Source organism: Microbacterium sp. 70-16 (assembly GCF_001898315.1).
Lineage (GTDB): Bacteria > Actinomycetota > Actinomycetes > Actinomycetales > Microbacteriaceae > Microbacterium.
The window spans coordinates 236253-252644 of sequence record NZ_MKTQ01000014.1 but is presented as its reverse complement, the minus strand read 5'-3'; the positions used below and the strand labels follow the sequence as shown (position 1 = coordinate 252644).

The window sequence follows — 16392 nt, the reverse complement described above, 5'->3', positions numbered from 1 at the left end:
CGGGTCGCCCGGGCGTCTCCGGAGGCGCGGCCCGCGCGCGGCGGTCGACGCGTATCGTGTAGGGAACGGTTCGCGCACCAGAGGAGAGATGTGGAAGAACTGGGTCAGCGGGTGCTCGTGGTCGCTTTCGACGGCTGGAACGATGCCGGCGAAGCGGCATCGGCGGCCATCGCGCACCTGCGTGAATCCGGCGCGTACCGCGAGGTGTTCGCCGTCGATCCCGAGCTCTACTTCGACTACCAGTACACGCGGCCGCAGGTGCGGTTGGATGCCGACGGCTCGCGCCGACTGGTCTGGCCGGATGCCACGCTGTGGCGCCCGCTGCACCCGAGTGACGGCACCCGGCTGTGGCTGCTGTCGGGCGTCGAGCCGGCGCGAGCGTGGCAGGCTTTCGCGGCCGAACTGATCGACGCGGCACTGCGCGAAGACATCACGGGTCTCATCGCGCTCGGCTCGATGATGTCGGATGTGCCGCACACGCGGCCGATCTCGGTCTTCGCGGGCAGCGAGAACGACAAGCTGCGCGCGGCGCTGGGCCTCGAGAAGCCCACCTACGAAGGCCCCGCGGGCATCCTCACGGTCGTCTCCGCGGCGGCCGAAGCCGCGGGCATCCCGTGTGCCGCGCTCTGGGCGAGCGTTCCGCACTATGTCGCCGGGCACACGCCGTCGCCCAAGGCGACGCTCGCGCTTCTCGACCGACTGACCGAGCTCACCGGCGCCGTCATCCCCCGCGGCGAGCTGCCGGCCGAGTCGCTGGCCTGGGAGGCCTCGATCGACGCCGCCGCCTCGGACGACGAGGAGATGACGGAGTACATCCACCAGCTCGAGCAGACCCGCGACACGTGGGACTCCCCCGAAGCGTCGGGCGACGCGATCGCGCAGGAGTTCGAGCGGTACCTCCGCCGCGGCGGCGAGGGCCCCGGTTCGAAGGGTCCCGACAGCCCGCGCCGTCAGTAGCCGCTGGCGGCGTCAGTACGCCTGCAGCACGCCCAGGCTCAGCAGGATGATGAGCACGATGCCGAGGACGACGCGGTAGATCACGAACGGCAGGAAGCTGCCGCGCTTGAGGTACTGCATCAGGAACGCGATCACGGCGAGGCCCACGACGAAGGCGATGCCCGTCGCGACGGCGGTCTCGACACCCGTGAAGACCGCCTCGCCGGGGTTCGAGATGGCGTGGTACAGCTCGTAGACGCCGCTGCCGAAGACCGCGGGCACGGCGAGCAGGAACGCTACCTCGGCCGCTGCGGGACGCGTGTAGCCGAGGGCGAGACCCATCGTCGTCGTGGCGCCGGAGCGGGAGACGCCCGGGATGAGGGCCAGGGACTGCGCGAGCCCGAGCGCGAGGCCGTGGCGGTACGTGAGGTCTTCCTCGTTGCGCGTGCGGCGTCCGAGGGCATCCGCTGCGCCGAGGATGAGGCCGAACCCGATCAGCACGATGGCGACGAGCCAGAGGTTTCGGAACGTGTCGCGGATGACGTCCTGGAAGAGGAAACCCAGGATGCCGATCGGGATCGTTCCGATGATGACGATCCAGCCCATCCGGGCGTCGGGGTCGTTGCGCGGCACCGAGCCGGTCAGGGAGCGGAACCAGCGCCCGATGATGCGGACGATCCGCTTCCAGAAGTAGACGAGCACCGCCAGTTCGGTGCCGATCTGGGTGATCGCGGTGAAGGTCGCCCCGGGGTCCACTGCGGAGGGCAGGAACTCGCCGACGATGCGCAGGTGCGCGCTCGAAGAGATCGGCAGGAACTCGGTGAGTCCCTGCACGATGCCGAGGATGATCGCGTCGAACAGCATGGGGGCCTTTCCAGCGGCGGGTCAGTAGGTGCGGAGCAGATCGGTCAGTACGCGCTGCCCGAAGACGAGGGCGTCGAGCGGAACACGCTCGTCGACTCCATGGAACATACCGGTGAAGTCCAGGTCTGCCGGCAGGCGCAACGGAGCGAAGCCGTATCCGGCAATTCCCAGCTCGGCGAGGGCCTTGTTGTCGGTGCCGCCGCCCATCAGGTACGGCACGACGGGCACTCCGGGGTCGTGCCGGTCGAGTGCACCGACCATGGCTTCGACCAGTTCGCCGGCGAAGGGCACCTCCAGGCCGATGTCGCGGTGGCTGATCTCGACGACGACGTCATCGCCGACGATGCGCTGGATCTCCGCGAGCACGCGGTCTTCCTGCCCGGGCAGGGTGCGCACGTCGATCGTCGCGACGGCCGCGTCCGGGATCACGTTGTGCTTGTAGCCGGCGGTCAGGCCCGTGGGGTTGGTCGTGGTGCGGAAGGTCGACCGCAGGAACCCGGATGCCGGGCCGGTCTCCGCCGCGACGGCGTCAGGGTCAGAGGCATCCACCCCGCACAGTGCTGCGAGCCCCTCGACGGTCTGCCGCGTCGTCTCCGTCAGCTCGAGCGGCCAGGCGCTGCGGCCCAGAGCCGACACAGCCTCGGCGAGCCGCGTGACGGCGTTGTCGGGGTGGAAACGGCTGCCGTGACCGGCCGTCCCGCGGGCGCGCAGGCGCAGCCAGATGAGGGCCTTTTCGCCCACCTGTAGCAGGTACGCGCGGCGCTCGCCCACGCCGATCGAGTAGCCGCCGACTTCGCTGATCGCTTCGGTGGCTCCGGCGAACCACTCCGGCCGGTCGCGCACGACCAGCTGCGAACCCTCGACGCCGCCGTTCTCCTCGTCGGCGAAGAACGCGAGGACGAGGTCGCGCTCGGGCTGCTCCCCCGCGCGCAGCAGGTCGGCGACGGAGGTCAGGATCATGGCATCCATGTCCTTCATGTCGACGGCTCCGCGCCCCCAAAGCATGCCGTCGCGGATCTCGCCGGCGAAGGGGTCAACGCTCCAGTCGTCCGCCACAGCCGGGACGACATCGAGGTGGCCGTGCACGACGAGTGCGGGCTTGCTCTTGTTGCGTCCCGGGACCCGCGCCATCACGTTGGTGCGGCGCGGGATGGGCTCGTAGTACTCCGGTGTGAGCCCGAGTGCCTGCAGGTACGCACCGACGTACTCGGCGGCTTCGCGCTCGCCGTGCGCGCGGCCCTCGCCGTAGTTCGTCGTATCGAAGCGGATCAGGTCGCGGGCGACACGCACGACTTCGGGGAGGGCGTCGGTCACAGAGCCGTCGGTCATGCTGTCCACGCTACCGGTGCCAGCTCTAAGACTTCGCTGAGATGACGCTCCTGACGGCCGCTCTCGGTCTGCTCTTCGGTGCGGTCACGCGCTCTCAGTACGTTCTGAACCGTGAGGCGGCGCAACGGGCGGTCGCCCTTGCTGACGCGATCGGGTTCGCACGCCGAGCCCCGCATATCTATGCTCTCCCGAACGATGACGACCCTGTAGCGACGGCGGAGCGCTGTGCGGTCATGGAGGCGGCGGCGCGATTCCAGCTCTCCGAGAACGCCGTACGCAACCTCGTGTTCCTCGCCGATGAGGCATCCGCACGACTGCCTCAGCTTTGGGAATGCGCGCGGGAAGGTCTCGCGACCCTCGCCCAGGTCGAGTCAGCCATCGATCTCCTGCCCCGATTCACCGCGGATTCGGTGAAGGCAGTTGCCGCCTTCGATGCGAAGCTCGCCGCCATCGCCGGTGAGCTCACGTCGGGCGCATTCCGCTCGAGGGCCCGGCGGCTGGCCGAGCGCCTCGCGCCCAGCGATCCCGCCACTGAGCACGCGCGGGCACGCGAGAAGCGTACGGTCTGCCTGCAGCCTGAGCAGGCCGGCATGGCCTGGGTGCATCTGCTGACGGATGCCGCCGAGGCACGCGCGATCTTCCGTCGCCTGACGTCGACGGCGAAGCACACGTCCCGCCGGGACCGCGCGGGTCGGACGCGCGACCAGATTCGCGCGGACATCGCGACGGCATGGCTTCGTGGTACCGGTACACCAACTGCGGCCAAGGTCAAAGTGTTCGCCACTGTCCCTTTGGATGTGCTCTCCCCCGCCGCACAGGCCTCGGTGCGACGTGACTTGCCGGTGCCTGACGGCGCGCCCGACCTGAACGAGTGCCCGAGGTTGGATACCGGCGAGCCCGTCGACAGAGTGACGGCGGTGCGGATGCTGCTCGAAGCCGGGAAGTTCACGCGTGTCGTCACCGATCCCGTGACGGGCGTCGCGCTCGACATGGATCGCCGCTTTCGTGCCGCGACCCGCCAGCAGCGCGAGTGGCTGCTGCTGGTCCACGGCACCTGCACCCGCGATGGATGCCGACATCCCGCAGCCGACACCGACGTCGACCACTGGGACGCGTTCCACGGATCCACCCGCGGCCCGACCGAGATCGGCAATCTGCATCCGTTCTGCTCCGCCGAGAATCAGTTCAAGGAGAAGTCACGCTTCCGCTACCGGCGCCGGAAAGACGGCACGGTTCAGCTGATCTCACCCACAGGCTTCGGAACGACCGCGCCCGCGCGGGAGGAAACACGAGCCGCGCAGGAGTTCTTGCGACGGCTTCGAGCGGAACCCACTCCTGCCCGATACCCCGCCGTTCTGACCGTGCGCGGCCTCGCGGGCGTTGGTCAGCGACCGAGCGGTGTGGCCGGCCAGGGCAGCCAGTTTCCCTCGGCGCTCGCTGCGGCCACCGAATCGAGTGTGGCGCGGGCGCGCGCAAGTACCTCGGGTGGCACGTCTTCGGCGCGCGACTGGCCGCTCCGCTGGCTACCGCCGTCGAGCGCCCGAAGGCGGTAGGAGACGGTCTGCCCCATGCCCTGCACGAGGCCGCGACCTCGGTCGTAGCTCCACTTCGCGCGCCGGGGTTCGCTCACCTCTTCGCCGAAGCCACCGCCGACGATCGCGAACACCTGCCATTCAAGTTCGTCTGCGACATCGTCCCATCGCTCATCGCAGGCGTTGCAACCGCACGACGGATAGAACTCCGTGAAAAACGCTCCGGCGTGCACCCGCAGAGCGGGATAGCTCGTCAGCATGAACACGAGCGGAGCGCACACATCACTGCGCGGCGTGAGTCGCACCGCGCGCACAGTCTCCTCGGCGGTCGGCGCGTGCAGCACGTCGGCCATGACGTGATGCCCTTCGTCGACTTCGACGTCGTAGTGGCCGACGAGATAGTCGATGAGCGCTGCCGCGACCGCATGCAGCGGAGCGAAGCGTTCCGGGTGGTCGTCCACTGAGTAGCTGTCTTCGGGCGGAGTGCCCCCACGGCTCGCCCAACGGTTGCCGTAGTCGATGATGTTGCCCTCATCGTCCCGGAACTCGAGCGACTCGATCCGCGGTCTCGTGTACCCGCTAATACGGACCCCCTCCCCGGCGTTCCAAAACCCGCCGAGAGCGGCAGCGGTGTCCCGTGGCTACGCGGACGCACTGTATCGCTGGCGCGCAGCCTCCCCGCTGGTGCCGATTGCCTCACCAACCTCCCGCCACGACAGCCGCTGCTCCCGGGCCGCGCGCACGGCGTCTGCGAGCTCGCGTTCGGCAGTGTCGCGCCGCCAGGCCGCGAGCTTGACTGCCATCGCAGGCGGGACCGGGGCGTCCTGGTCGCCGGGTTGGGGGTCGTAGTTCTCGAACGCGTCCGCGAACTCGTCGGCGCGGGCCTTGATGTCGTCGATAGAGCGTGGAGCCATGATGTTCACCTCAGATACTTGGGTCGGGCCGGACGCATCGCGTGGGCGATGGCGACCACACCGTGCCATTCAATGACACCGACTTCGACCAGGGTGCCGGTCTCGTCGGGGCCGATGAACATGGTCATCGCATCGTGTTGCACGAAGTGCCGGACAGGGAAACGGAGCGCATGGAGCATCGCCGCATTCGAGACACCGTGCCGGTGGGCACTGTCCAGGATGATCGGGTCCGACTCCATGTCACAAGTTTACTTGCCACAAGGTAACTTGCCAAGGAGGCCGCCGCAGAACAGGCCGCGGGCCGCCTCGCCGGAATCTGAACCAGCGATGGGGCGAACGAGGGTGATTGCCCGACATCTCACCCCATAGCAATCGAAGAGCCCCTCACCCGGATCATGAGATCCCTGGTGAGGGGCTGTTTTCGCTCTGTGCGCGAGGGGGGACTTGAACCCCCACGCCCTATACGGGCACTAGCACCTCAAGCTAGCGCGTCTACCTATTCCGCCACCCGCGCAGAGTGGTTTCGGTGCTTTCGCAACCGAGGATCGACATTACCACGTCCGGCGCGGAAGAAGGAATCGTGGCCCGGGCGTGCGGCGTCGCCGCTCACACCTGGAACAGCAGCCCGAGCACGTAGGTCACCGCGGCCGCGCCGAAGCCGATCGCGAGCTGGCGCAGTCCCCGGCGCAGCGGCGGCGCACCCGAGAGCAGTCCGACCATCGCCCCGGTCGCGAGCAGCGCGAGGCCGACGAGCGTGAGCGCGACTACGACCGCGGCGATGCCGCTGAGCCCGAAGATCCACGGCAGCACGGGAATGATCGCGCCCGACGCGAAGAACAGGAAGCTCGACGTCGCCGCACCGACGGCGCTGCCCACGACCTCGTGGTCGGCGCCGCTCGCCTCGATCGGCCCCGTGATCGGGGCGGGTTCAGACCGATGGGATGCCTCGATGACGCGGCGAGCCCGCACCGCGGCATCCGCCTCGCTCATGCCACGCGTGCGGTAGACGAGCGCGAGTTCGTTGGCATTGAGGTCAAGGTCGGGTAGCACCGCATCGGCGTAGTCGCTCGGCTCGGTGGCATCCAGCAGTTCGCGCTGTGAGCGCACCGAAACGTACTCCCCCGCCCCCATCGACAGTGCGCCGGCGAGCAACCCCGCGATGCCGCTGAACAGCACGAACTGCGGGGCGACACCGGTCGCGCCGATGCCCATCACGAGCGCGAGGTTCGACACCAGTCCGTCGTTCGCGCCGAAGACGGCCGCGCGGAAGGTGCCCGACAGGCGCCGGCGCCCCCGCGCGGCGAGTCCGCGCACGACTTCGCGGTGCACGCGCTCGTCGGCGGCCATCTGGGCGGTCGCATGCGGATCGTCCGCGTAGGGTGAGCGACCTTCGGCGTTCTGGGCGAGGGCGAGTACGAAGATCGACCCGAAGCGGCGGGCCATCCAGCCGAGCGCGCGCGAGCCGACGCTCGGCGCCGGCAGGCGCTGCGGCTCGGCGCCGAGCAGGTCGAGCCAGTGCGCCTCGTGCCGCCCTTCGGCCTCGGCGAGGGCGAGCAGGATATCGCGCTCTTCGCCGTCGCGGCGACCCGCCAGCTCGCGATAGACCCGCGCCTCGGCACGCTCCTCGACGAGATAGCGTGCCCAGCGACGCCGGTCGGCGGCCGTCGGTTCGTTCATGGCGGTCTGCTCCACCGTGCCTCCTCAGTACGCAGACACGTTACCCACGGCCCACCGCTGCGCCGGCCGAAAGCGCGGGATTGCCAGCATTTCGGGCATCCGAACAGGCGTCTGCCGGATGCCTCGGCTACGCCGGTGCGGCCGCCGCGACGTATGCCGCGAAGCCCTGCTCGCCGCGGCGCATGACAGCCCGGTGGGCGGCTGCGAACGCGGGACGCAGCACGGCGCCGGTGGCGCGCATCCAACGGCGGCGGACTTCGACCTGCCACGTCCAGGTGAGCGTCGTGGCGCCGGGGACGTCGGTGAGGGTGAGGATGCCAATGCCTGCGAGATCACCCGAACTGGTCGCCTCGAGCCGCGTCGGCGGATCGACAGCGACGATGGTCAGCCGCACGCGCAGGCGGTAGCCGAGGGGGCTGCGCACCTCGAGCACCACCACCGCGCCCGGCGTGATCTCTGCGGGCGCCGTGGCAACCCGCACGGCTGGCCACCACGAGATCGGCCCGGTGTGCAGGGCATCCGCCAACCCCGCCCAGCACTGCTCGCGCGTCGCGGCGATGTGCCACCGCGACGTGAAGGCGTACGCGTGCCGCATGGCCGCGAGTGTACGCCGCGCGGCGGCGCCTCAGGAGTGCACGCGGCGGCGGAGCACCTCGATGCGCGCCTGCAGTTGCGCGACGGTCGCGCGCGCGACTTCGGGGCCTCCGCAGATGCGGCGCAGATCGGCGTGCACGGAGCCGTGCGGCTCACCGCTCTGTCGCGCGTAAAGCCCGACGAGGCTGTTCAGCAGCTGACGCTGCTCGCGCAGGGTGCGGTGCAGCGCGGGCGGCAGGCCTGGGTCGACTCCCCCGGCCTCCGGCGCGCCCGACGCCGGCGATCCCAGGCCCGCCGCCCCTACAACAGCGTCACCGACGCCCTCGCGCGCTTCGCGCACCCGCCGGTGCCGACTCTGCCGCGCCTGGCGCTGCATGAGCAGCTCGTGCACGTGCTCGGGTTCAAGCAGTCCCGGCAGCCCCAGGAACTCCTCCTCTTCGGGCGTGCCCGGTACCGCCAGCTGACCGAATTCGCGGCCGTCGAACAGTACCCGGTCGAAGTGCGCGACCGAGCCGAGGGCCTGGTACGAGAACTCCTGCTCGAGCTCGTCGGAGGCCTTCTCTTCACGCTCGGCTTCGGCGAGCAACGTGTCTTCCAAGCCGTCGTCGTCGCCGCTCTCACGGTCGAGGGCGTGATCGCGCTGGCGCTCCATCTCACCGGCGAGTCCCAGCAGCACGGGCACGTTGGGCAAGAAGACGGATGCCGCTTCACCGCGCCGCCGCGCGCGCACGAAGCGGCCGATCGCCTGTGCGAAGAACAGCGGCGTCGACGCGCTCGTCGCATACACCCCGACGGCGAGGCGCGGCACGTCGACGCCCTCGGACACCATGCGGACGGCCACCATCCACCGGGTCGTCGACTGGGCGAACGTCTCGATCCGCCCCGACGCGGCCTTGTCGTCCGACAGCACGACCGCGGGCATCTCTCCGGTGATCTCGCGCAGGATCGCGGCGTACGCGCGCGCCGCCGTCTGATCGGTCGCGATGACGAGGCCCCCGGCATCCGGCACATCCTGACGCACCTCGGTGAGTCGGCGGTCGGCGCTGCGCAGCACAGCGGGGATCCAGTCTCCCTCGGGGTCGAGGGCGGTGCGCCACGCCTGCGCCGTGATGTCCTTCGTGTTGTCCTGACCGAGGTGCGCTTCGTACTCGTCGCCGGCCTTCGTGCGCCAGCGCATCTTGCCGGCGTACACGAGGAACAGCACGGGCCGCACGACACCGTCGGCGAGAGCACGCCCGTACCCGTAGTCGTAGTCCGTGCGGGAGAGGCGAATGCCCTTCTCGTTCGGGTGGTACTCGACGAACGGGATCGGAGCGGTGTCGCTGCGGAACGGCGTGCCGCTCAGCAGCAGCCGCCGCGTCGCGCGGCCGTACGACTCGCGCAGGGCGTCACCCCAGCTCAGCGCGTCGCCACCGTGGTGCACCTCATCGAGGATCACGAGCGTGCGCTTCTCCTCGACCAGGCGACGGTGCACGGATGCCTTGACCGCGACCTGCGCATACGTGACAGCGACGCCGTGGTACTGCCGGGCGTGCGTGTGCTGCCGGTTGCTGAACCGCGGATCGAGCCGGATGCCGACGCGTGCCGCGGCATCCGCCCACTGCGTCTTCAGGTGTTCGGTCGGCGCGACGACGACGATGCGCTCGACGACGCCACGGCGCAGCAATTCGGAGGCGAGGCGGAGCGCGAACGTCGTCTTGCCGGCGCCCGGGGTCGCCGCCGCGAGGAAGTCCCGGGGGCCCTTGCCCTCGCCGTCCGGCCCGTCGGCACCGAAGTACGCCTCGAGTGCTTCGGCCTGCCACGCACGCAGGTTCTGCGCGGTTCCCCACGGCGCCCGCTGCGGGAACGAGGGCGACAGGTGCTCGGCGGCGAAGCTGCCGAAATGCTCCTGCAACTCACCGTCCTGTTCCTCGTTCACGACTGACCACCCTAAACGACCCCGCCGACATGTCCGCCCAGCCCGGTAGCCTCGGTGAGGGTCACACGTCAGGAGGATGCCATGCGCAAGAACGAGTCCACCCCGGACGAGCACCGCTCGCCGTACGTCCCGAACGAGAGCGCGCACCCGTGGCGTCGCATGGTGTCGATCGGCGATTCGTTCACGGAGGGAATCGGCGACCCGATCCCGGGCACCGAGGACGGCCACCGTGGGTGGGCCGACCGCGTCGCGGAGGTCCTCGGCGCACAGGTGGACGACTTCGCGTACGCGAACCTCGCGGTGCGCGGCAAGCTTATCGGCCAGATCGTGGCCGACCAGGTCGAGCCTGCCCTCGCGCTCAACCCCGACCTCATCACGTTCTCGGCGGGCGGCAACGACGTGATCCGCCCGGGTGGCGACCCCGACGCCGTCGCGGCGCAGTTCGAGGATGCCGTCGCACGCCTCGGCTCGCAGGGTGCGACGGTCGTCGTGTTCACGGGCATCGACACCGACTTCACGCCCGTCTTCCGCGGCATCCGCGGCCGCGTCGCGATCTACAACGAGAACATCCGCGCGATCGCCGACCGCTATGACTGTATCGTCGCCGATCAGTGGGCCCTCAAAGAGGTGCAGGACCCGCGCTTCTTCGACGACGACCGCCTGCACTACAACGCGCTCGGCCACCACGAGGTCGCCCGCATGGTGCTGCGCGCCCTCAACGTCCCGAACGATCTGCAGCCGATGCAGCCCGACCCGCTGCCGACGCTCACGTGGCGCGAGGCCCGGATCGGCGACCTCACGTGGGCGCGCGCCCACCTCGTGCCGTGGGTGCTGCGGCGTCTGCGGCACCAGTCCTCCGGCGACCACGTCACCGCGAAGCGGCCCGATGCGCTGCCCGTGGTCACCGAGGCACCCGCGAGGGACCGCACAGCGGGCCCCGGTCAGCCCGTCTGAGCGCCAGCCGGCCTGAAGTCAGCGCAGCGCCCACATCGCGACGGCGGCGGCCGACGCGACGTTGAGCGAGTCCACTCCCCCGGCCATCGGGATCGTGACGATGGTGTCGGCGGATGCCAGCGCGCGCGCCGACAGGCCGTCCCCTTCCGCGCCGAGCACGAGCGCGACCTGCGCGGGTCGGGCCGCGGCGAACACGTCGAGCGGCACCGCGTCATCGGCCAACGCGAGCGCCGCCACGTGCAGCCCCGCTTCGCGCAGCGCTTCGCGCGCGGACGTCCAGCTGCCGTCCGCGTCTTCCGGCAGCCGCGTCCACGGCACCTGGAAGACCGTACCCATGCTCACCCGCACGCTGCGGCGGTACAGCGGATCTGCGCAGCGCGGCGTCACGAGCACGGCATCCGCCCCGAGTCCCGCCGCTGCGCGGAACGCCGCACCGACGTTGGTGTGGTCGACGATGTCCTCGAGCACCAGCACGAGCCGCGCGCCCGCGACCGTATCGGCGACCGACCGCAGCACCGGCCGTTGCATCGCGGCGAGAGCCCCGCGGTGCACGACATAGCCGGTGAGCTGCTCGGCGACGGCATCCGTCACGATGTAGATCGGGGCATCCTCCGTGAGCGCCTCTGCATCCGCGAGCCACTTCTCCTGCACGAGAACCGACCGCGGGCGGTGGCCCGCGGCCACGGCCCGCGCGATGACCTTCGCCGACTCGGCGATGTAGAGCCCTTGCGCCGGCTCGGTGCGCCGACGCAGCGCGACATCGGTGAGGTCACGGTAGTCCGCGAGGCGCGGATCGGCGGGGTCGTCGATGCGCACGAGGCGTGCGTCGGATCCGGCGGGCGTCTGCATCGATCCATCGTGTCACGGGCCGTCATCGCACTTCGCGGGGCGCTTGTAACATCCCGGAAAACCAACGGGCGTAGTCTGCAGGCGCGAGGGGGTGCCATGACCACGGTGCTGGAGTTCGATGCGCAGACCGCGACCTCGATCGGGCACGCCGTGGAGGCACTCGCGGGGCGCCGCATCGCGGTGCTGACTGGCGCCGGGATGTCGACAGATTCGGGCATCCCCGACTACCGCGGCAAGGGTGCCCCCGTGCGCACGCCCATGACGGTGCAGCAGTTCCTCGGCAGCGAAGCGGCGCGCCGCCGCTACTGGGTGGGCAGCCACCTCGGCTGGCGGGCCTTCGCCGCCGCGCAGCCGAACGGTGGCCACGAAGCGCTCGCGGCCCTCGAGCGGGACGGCATCGCGACGGGCGTCGTGACGCAGAACGTCGACGGGCTGCATGTGCGCGCGGGCAGCCGCCGCGTCGTCGAACTGCACGGCACGATGCGGCGCGTGCTGTGCACGCACTGCGGGCAGGTCTTCGATCGGCGCGACCTCGCCGAGCGTGTTGAGCGCGACAACCCGTGGCTCACGGTGCCGGATGCCGTCGAGCTCGGCCCCGACGGCGACGTGCTGCCCGCCTCGAGCGATGCCTTCGTGATCCCCGCGTGCAGCGTCTGCGGCGGCATGCTCAAGCCCGACGTCGTGTTCTTCGGCGAGTACATCCCGATGACGAAGTTCCGCGAGGCCGAGCAGCTGCTCGGGGCAAGCGATGCGCTCGTGATCGCCGGCTCGTCGCTCGTCGTCAACTCCGGCATCCGCTTGCTCGAGCGTGCCCGGCGGCGCCGCCTTCCGGTCGTGATCGTCAACCGTGGTGAGACGCGCGGTGATGCGCGTGCGACGGTCAAGATCGATGCCGGCACGACCGAGGTGCTGCAGCACTTCGCCACGGTGCTGCCCGGTCTGGCCTGACCCGCGCTGGTCTGACCCGGGCGGCGGGCCTCTCGCGGCCGCGTAGGCTCGTAGCGTGACGACCCTCCTGCTTGTACGACACGGCGAGACCGACTGGAACGCGGCCCACCGCATTCAGGGGTCCACCGACATCCCGCTCAACGACACGGGCCGTGCCCAAGCGCAAGAGACCGCCGCGACGCTCGCCGCGCAGTTCGCCGGCGTCCGCCCCGTCGTGGTCGCCAGCGACCTGGCACGGGCACGCGAGACCGCGGAGATCATCGCCGGCGCGCTCGGCGTCGAGCTGCAGCGCACGTATCCGCAGCTGCGTGAGCGCGCCTACGGCATCGCGGAGGGACTCACCATCACCGAGTACCACGAGCGCTTCGGCGACTGGGACCGCGTGATCGTCGAGGGCGCCGAGACGCCCGAGCACCTGCGCACGCGTGCGCTGGGCGCCGCCCGCCGTGTCGTGCGGGACGCCCGGCGTCTGCACGCCCCGCAGGATGTCCCGGTGATCGCGGTCTCGCACGGTGCCCTCATCGGGCAGTTGCTGCGGCACGCGAGCGGTGACACCTTGCCGCGTCCGGGGGAACGACTCGCGAACGCCTCGACGCACACGTTCCTCGTCGAACGCGACCGCATCGGCGTGCTCTCCTACGCCGCCGTCCCGATCGGCTGACCCCGCCGGCTCAGCGCGCAGCGCGCGCGAGCGCCGTGCGCGCCTGGCGCAGCAGCGGCTCGTCGATCATCCGACCCTCGAACGCGAAGACGCCGCCCTCGCTCTCGGCGGCAGCCAGCACTCCGCGCGCCCAGCGCACCGTCTCATCATCGGGTCGGTACGCCGCGCGGATCGTCTCGACCTGACGCGGGTGGATGCAGGCGGATGCCGCGAAGCCGCTCGCCGCAGCATCCTCGGCCTCGGCGCGCAGGCCGCGCTCGTCGGCGATGTCGAGGTGCACGGCGTCGATCGCGGCGATGCGCCGAGCGCCCGCCGCGAGCAGCACGCGTGCGCGGGCGTATCGGGCGACATCGCGGTAGCCCGCACCCGCCCCGGGACGGCGGCTCGCGGTACCGCCGAGCGAGGCGACGAGGTCATCGGCGCCCCACATGAGGGCGGTGACGTTGTCCAGCGCGGCGATCTTCTCGCACGCGACGACGCCGCGCGCCGTCTCACACAGCGCGATGACGGAGAAGCGCGGATCGATGCGGGCGATGCGCTTCGGCGATTCGGCCTTGGCGACCATCACGAGCCGCAGGTCGGTCTGCGACAGCGTCGCCAGGTCGGCTTCGAAATCGGGCGTGCCGACGGGGTTGACGCGCACGATCACGCGGGCCGGGTCGAGTTCCGCGTCGATCAGCGCACCGCGCGCCGCGGCGCGCCGGGAGGGCGCGACGGCGTCCTCGAGGTCGAGGATGACGGCATCCGCTCGCTGCAGCGCGGTGGCGTAACGGTCGGGCCGGTCGGCGGGGCAGAACAGCAGCGCGGGCCCGAGGTCAAAGCTCACGATTGCTCCTTCGGCGCGCACCACATCAGTAGCGCGCGCGTGGCGTGGGCGACGATCTCGCCGTCCTGATTGCGACCGGTGTGGCGCATCGTCACGATGCCCTGCCCGGGGCGCGAGTTCGAAGGCCGCACCGACTCGATCGTGGTCTCGGTGTAGAGCGTGTCGCCGTGGAACAGCGGGTGCGGGAAGGTGATGTCCGATAGCCCGAGCTGCGCGACGAGCGTTCCCTGCGTGAGCTGCTGCACCGACGCGCCGACCATCGTCGCGAGCGTCCACATCGAGTTCATCAGCCGCTGGCCGAACGGCTGCGACGCCGAGAACGCGGCATCGAGGTGCAGCGCCTGGGTGTTCATCGTGAGCGCCGAGAACACGACGTTGTCGGCCTCGGTCACGGTGCGACCCGGTCGGTGCACGTAGCGCGCACCGACCTCGAACTCCTCGACGTAGAGGCCCCGCTCGACGATCTCTGTCATGACCCCACGCTATCCCGCCAGGCCCAGCGCACGTGCGATGACGAGCAGCTGCACTTCCGTCGTGCCCTCACCGATCTCCAGGATCTTCGCGTCGCGATAGTGCCGCGCGACCGGGTACTCGTTCATGAAGCCGTTGCCGCCGAAGATCTGCGTCGCATCGCGTGCGTTGTCCATCGCGGCATCCGATGCCGTCAGCTTCGCGATCGACGCCGCCGTGCCGAACGGCTGCCCCGCGTCGTGCAGTCGTGCGGCGTGCAGCCACGCGAGCCGCGCATTGTGGACGCGCAGCTGCATACGCGCGAGCATGAATTGGATCGCCTGCCGCGACCCGAGCCGGTTGCCGAACACCTGGCGGGTCTGTGCATAGTCGACGGCCGCTTCCAGGCATCCCTCCGCGGCGCCCGTCGACAGCGCCGCGATCGCGACCCGCCCCTCGTCGAGGATGCTGAGGAAGTTCGCGTACCCGCGTCCACGCTCGCCCAGCAGGTTCGCCGCGGGAACCCGGGCATCCGTGAAGGTCAGCGGGTGGGTGTCGGACGCGTGCCAGCCGACTTTGTCGTACGCGGGGCCCACCGTGAAGCCCGGCGTGCCGGCGGGCACGATGATCGTGGAGATTTCCTTGCGACCGTCCCGCTCCCCCGTCACGGCGGTCACGGTCACGAATCGTGTGATCGCCGTGCCTGAGTTCGTGATGAACTGCTTCGCGCCGTTGATGACCCAGTCGTCGCCGTCGCGGCGCGCCGTCGTGCGGGTGCCACCGGCATCCGACCCCGCTTCCGGTTCGGTGAGACCGAAGCCGGCGAGGGCACGTCCTGCCAGCAGGTCGGGCAGCAGCTGCGCGCGTTGCTCGTCTGTGCCGAACCGGAACACCGGCATCGCGCCGAGGCTCACTCCGGCCTCGAGCGTGATGGCGATCGACTGATCGACGCGGCCGAGAGCCTCGATCGCAAGCCCCAGCGCGACGTAGTCGCCGCCCTGACCGCCGTAATCCTCCGGGAACGGCAGGCCGAACAGGCCCATCTCGCCCATCTCGGCGACGATGTCCAGCGGCAGGGTCTTCGTGCGGTCGGCTTCGTAGGCCTGCGGCGCCACGCGCTCGTCGGCGAAGGCACGGACGAAGGATGCCAGTTCCCGGTGTTCGTCCGTCAACTCGTACGCGGACAGGTCCAGCACGCCCATGGCATCCCCTTCGATGCGGTTGCGGTCACGATCCGGTCACAGCACCCATCCGACGCTGGCTCGCATGCGCGCCGTCGGGTTAGTGTTCCCTAACCGAGTGTCTCCAGGTTAGCGAGGATTAACTGGAATGGCAATGACGTCCACCGTGCGCGGTCGCGCCAAGGCCGAGCGGCACGACGCGCTGCTGCGCGCCGCGGCGCGGCTGTTCGCGGCGCACGGGTTCGACGGCGTGAGCCTCGAGGATCTCGGAGCCGCCGTTGGCATCACGGGGCCTGCCGTCTACCGCCACTTCGCGAGCAAACGGGCCCTGCTCGGTGCGATTCTGCTGCGCGCCAGCGACGATCTGCTCGCCGGTGGCCAGCGGGTGACCGCCACCACTCACGACCCCGCGGCGCAGTTGCGTGAGCTCATCGATTTCCATGCCGAGTTCGCGTTGGCCGATGCCGATGTCATCCGCGTGCAGGACGGCGAGCTCGCACAGCTCGGTGATGAGGATCGGCATCGCGTCCGCCGCCTGCAGCGCGAGTATGTCGACCTGTGGGTGGGCGTGCTCTCCCGCCTGCACCCCGATCGCCCACGCGAAGACCTGCGGGTGCGCGCGCATGCGGGCTTCGGACTGCTCAACTCGACGCCGTACTCGGTGCGTGCGCTCGCACCCGCCACCCCCGTGCACGCCGACACGGTGCACGACATCCTCGCCGACATGGCCTACGCCGCGCTGACCGCGCGCTGACCGGT

General features: G+C 70.3%; 17 protein-coding genes, 1 tRNA gene and 1 pseudogene. 6 read left to right on the top strand and 13 right to left on the bottom strand.

Going from position 1 to position 16392, the window contains the following annotated elements; translation table 11 throughout:
- The first annotated feature begins 90 nt into the window (after nucleotides 1–90).
- Nucleotides 91–957, top strand: a complete 867-nt coding sequence (locus tag BGO46_RS06185; RefSeq protein ID WP_292677066.1) for a PAC2 family protein — start codon at nucleotides 91–93, stop codon at nucleotides 955–957.
- A gap of 12 nt (nucleotides 958–969) precedes the next feature.
- On the opposite strand, the gene BGO46_RS06180 is transcribed toward BGO46_RS06185, so the two are convergent.
- Together BGO46_RS06180 and BGO46_RS06175 are read right to left on the bottom strand one after the other, a co-directional pair.
- A complete protein-coding gene (locus BGO46_RS06180; RefSeq protein ID WP_292677068.1) occupies nucleotides 970–1800 on the bottom strand; it encodes an undecaprenyl-diphosphate phosphatase in 831 nt (276 codons plus the stop codon).
- Nucleotides 1801–1821: 21 nt separating this feature from the next.
- Nucleotides 1822–3129 (bottom strand): M20/M25/M40 family metallo-hydrolase, encoded by a 1308-nt coding sequence (locus tag BGO46_RS06175; protein ID WP_292677070.1) that lies wholly within the window; start codon nucleotides 3127–3129, stop codon nucleotides 1822–1824.
- Between the two features lie 41 nt (nucleotides 3130–3170).
- Between BGO46_RS06175 and BGO46_RS06170 the strand changes: the two are divergent.
- Nucleotides 3171–4154, top strand: a pseudogene (locus BGO46_RS06170) (DUF222 domain-containing protein); the annotation flags it as partial.
- A 359-nt stretch (nucleotides 4155–4513) separates the two neighbouring features.
- Here the strand turns inward: BGO46_RS06170 and BGO46_RS14620 are convergent.
- From BGO46_RS14620 to BGO46_RS06135, 7 genes are all read right to left on the bottom strand, one after another.
- Complete coding sequence (locus tag BGO46_RS14620; RefSeq protein ID WP_366246805.1) at nucleotides 4514–5182, bottom strand: DUF6226 family protein; 669 nt, start codon at nucleotides 5180–5182, stop codon at nucleotides 4514–4516.
- A 120-nt stretch (nucleotides 5183–5302) separates the two neighbouring features.
- Nucleotides 5303–5575 (bottom strand): hypothetical protein, encoded by a 273-nt coding sequence (locus tag BGO46_RS06160; RefSeq protein WP_292677199.1) that lies wholly within the window; start codon nucleotides 5573–5575, stop codon nucleotides 5303–5305.
- A 5-nt stretch (nucleotides 5576–5580) separates the two neighbouring features.
- Nucleotides 5581–5814 (bottom strand): hypothetical protein, encoded by a 234-nt coding sequence (locus tag BGO46_RS06155; RefSeq protein ID WP_292677076.1) that lies wholly within the window; start codon nucleotides 5812–5814, stop codon nucleotides 5581–5583.
- A gap of 190 nt (nucleotides 5815–6004) precedes the next feature.
- Nucleotides 6005–6089 (bottom strand) — tRNA-Leu (locus tag BGO46_RS06150).
- Between the two features lie 92 nt (nucleotides 6090–6181).
- Nucleotides 6182–7252, bottom strand: coding sequence for a VIT1/CCC1 family protein (locus BGO46_RS06145; RefSeq protein WP_292677078.1), 1071 nt, complete (start codon nucleotides 7250–7252; stop codon nucleotides 6182–6184).
- A gap of 127 nt (nucleotides 7253–7379) precedes the next feature.
- On the bottom strand, nucleotides 7380–7847 hold the full coding sequence (locus tag BGO46_RS06140; RefSeq protein ID WP_292677080.1) for an SRPBCC family protein: 468 nt from the start codon (nucleotides 7845–7847) through the stop codon (nucleotides 7380–7382).
- A gap of 30 nt (nucleotides 7848–7877) precedes the next feature.
- On the bottom strand, nucleotides 7878–9764 hold the full coding sequence (locus tag BGO46_RS06135) for a DEAD/DEAH box helicase (protein ID WP_292677082.1): 1887 nt from the start codon (nucleotides 9762–9764) through the stop codon (nucleotides 7878–7880).
- An 81-nt stretch (nucleotides 9765–9845) separates the two neighbouring features.
- Between BGO46_RS06135 and BGO46_RS06130 the strand changes: the two genes are divergently transcribed.
- On the top strand, nucleotides 9846–10718 hold the full coding sequence (locus tag BGO46_RS06130) for an SGNH/GDSL hydrolase family protein (RefSeq protein ID WP_292677084.1): 873 nt from the start codon (nucleotides 9846–9848) through the stop codon (nucleotides 10716–10718).
- Between the two features lie 18 nt (nucleotides 10719–10736).
- Here BGO46_RS06130 and BGO46_RS06125 read toward each other — a convergent pair whose 3' ends face one another.
- A complete protein-coding gene (locus BGO46_RS06125; RefSeq protein WP_292677086.1) occupies nucleotides 10737–11567 on the bottom strand; it encodes an RNA methyltransferase in 831 nt (276 codons plus the stop codon).
- A 96-nt stretch (nucleotides 11568–11663) separates the two neighbouring features.
- On the opposite strand from BGO46_RS06125, the gene BGO46_RS06120 reads away from it, so the two are divergent.
- Entirely contained in the window at nucleotides 11664–12515 is an 852-nt protein-coding gene (locus BGO46_RS06120; protein ID WP_292677088.1) for a Sir2 family NAD-dependent protein deacetylase, read from the top strand.
- Nucleotides 12516–12570: 55 nt separating this feature from the next.
- Nucleotides 12571–13176 (top strand): histidine phosphatase family protein, encoded by a 606-nt coding sequence (locus BGO46_RS06115; protein WP_292677090.1) that lies wholly within the window; start codon nucleotides 12571–12573, stop codon nucleotides 13174–13176.
- A 10-nt stretch (nucleotides 13177–13186) separates the two neighbouring features.
- Here the strand turns inward: BGO46_RS06115 and BGO46_RS06110 are convergent, their stop codons facing one another.
- The 3 genes from BGO46_RS06110 to BGO46_RS06100 are packed head-to-tail and all read right to left on the bottom strand — an operon-like array spanning nucleotide 13187 to nucleotide 15654.
- Nucleotides 13187–14002, bottom strand: a complete 816-nt coding sequence (locus BGO46_RS06110) for a CoA ester lyase (RefSeq protein ID WP_292677092.1) — start codon at nucleotides 14000–14002, stop codon at nucleotides 13187–13189.
- The gene (locus tag BGO46_RS06105; protein ID WP_292677094.1) at nucleotides 13999–14475 is read right to left on the bottom strand and encodes a MaoC family dehydratase; all 477 of its coding nucleotides are present in this window, start codon (nucleotides 14473–14475) and stop codon (nucleotides 13999–14001) included. Before BGO46_RS06105 ends, BGO46_RS06110 begins: the two co-directional genes overlap by 4 nt.
- 9 nt (nucleotides 14476–14484) lie before the next feature.
- Complete coding sequence (locus tag BGO46_RS06100; protein WP_292677095.1) at nucleotides 14485–15654, bottom strand: acyl-CoA dehydrogenase family protein; 1170 nt, start codon at nucleotides 15652–15654, stop codon at nucleotides 14485–14487.
- Between the two features lie 127 nt (nucleotides 15655–15781).
- On the opposite strand from BGO46_RS06100, the gene BGO46_RS06095 reads away from it, so the two are divergent.
- The gene (locus tag BGO46_RS06095; RefSeq protein ID WP_292677097.1) at nucleotides 15782–16387 is read left to right on the top strand and encodes a TetR/AcrR family transcriptional regulator; all 606 of its coding nucleotides are present in this window, start codon (nucleotides 15782–15784) and stop codon (nucleotides 16385–16387) included.
- The last annotated feature ends 5 nt before the right edge of the window (nucleotides 16388–16392 follow it).

What these genes read in the sequence shown, in the direction of transcription:
- BGO46_RS06125 (WP_292677086.1), bottom strand. Translation starts at nt 11,567, where the DNA reads ATGCAGACGCCCGCCGGATCCGACGCACGCCTCGTGCGCATCGACGAC.
- BGO46_RS06120 (WP_292677088.1), top strand. Translation starts at nt 11,664, where the DNA reads ATGACCACGGTGCTGGAGTTCGATGCGCAGACCGCGACCTCGATCGGG.
- BGO46_RS06140 (WP_292677080.1), bottom strand. Translation starts at nt 7,847, where the DNA reads ATGCGGCACGCGTACGCCTTCACGTCGCGGTGGCACATCGCCGCGACG.
- BGO46_RS06095 (WP_292677097.1), top strand. Translation starts at nt 15,782, where the DNA reads ATGGCAATGACGTCCACCGTGCGCGGTCGCGCCAAGGCCGAGCGGCAC.
- BGO46_RS06105 (WP_292677094.1), bottom strand. Translation starts at nt 14,475, where the DNA reads ATGACAGAGATCGTCGAGCGGGGCCTCTACGTCGAGGAGTTCGAGGTC.
- BGO46_RS06175 (WP_292677070.1), bottom strand. Translation starts at nt 3,129, where the DNA reads ATGACCGACGGCTCTGTGACCGACGCCCTCCCCGAAGTCGTGCGTGTC.
- BGO46_RS06145 (WP_292677078.1), bottom strand. Translation starts at nt 7,252, where the DNA reads ATGAACGAACCGACGGCCGCCGACCGGCGTCGCTGGGCACGCTATCTC.
- BGO46_RS06160 (WP_292677199.1), bottom strand. Translation starts at nt 5,575, where the DNA reads ATGGCTCCACGCTCTATCGACGACATCAAGGCCCGCGCCGACGAGTTC.
- BGO46_RS06100 (WP_292677095.1), bottom strand. Translation starts at nt 15,654, where the DNA reads ATGGGCGTGCTGGACCTGTCCGCGTACGAGTTGACGGACGAACACCGG.
- BGO46_RS06180 (WP_292677068.1), bottom strand. Translation starts at nt 1,800, where the DNA reads ATGCTGTTCGACGCGATCATCCTCGGCATCGTGCAGGGACTCACCGAG.
- BGO46_RS06130 (WP_292677084.1), top strand. Translation starts at nt 9,846, where the DNA reads ATGCGCAAGAACGAGTCCACCCCGGACGAGCACCGCTCGCCGTACGTC.
- BGO46_RS06155 (WP_292677076.1), bottom strand. Translation starts at nt 5,814, where the DNA reads ATGGAGTCGGACCCGATCATCCTGGACAGTGCCCACCGGCACGGTGTC.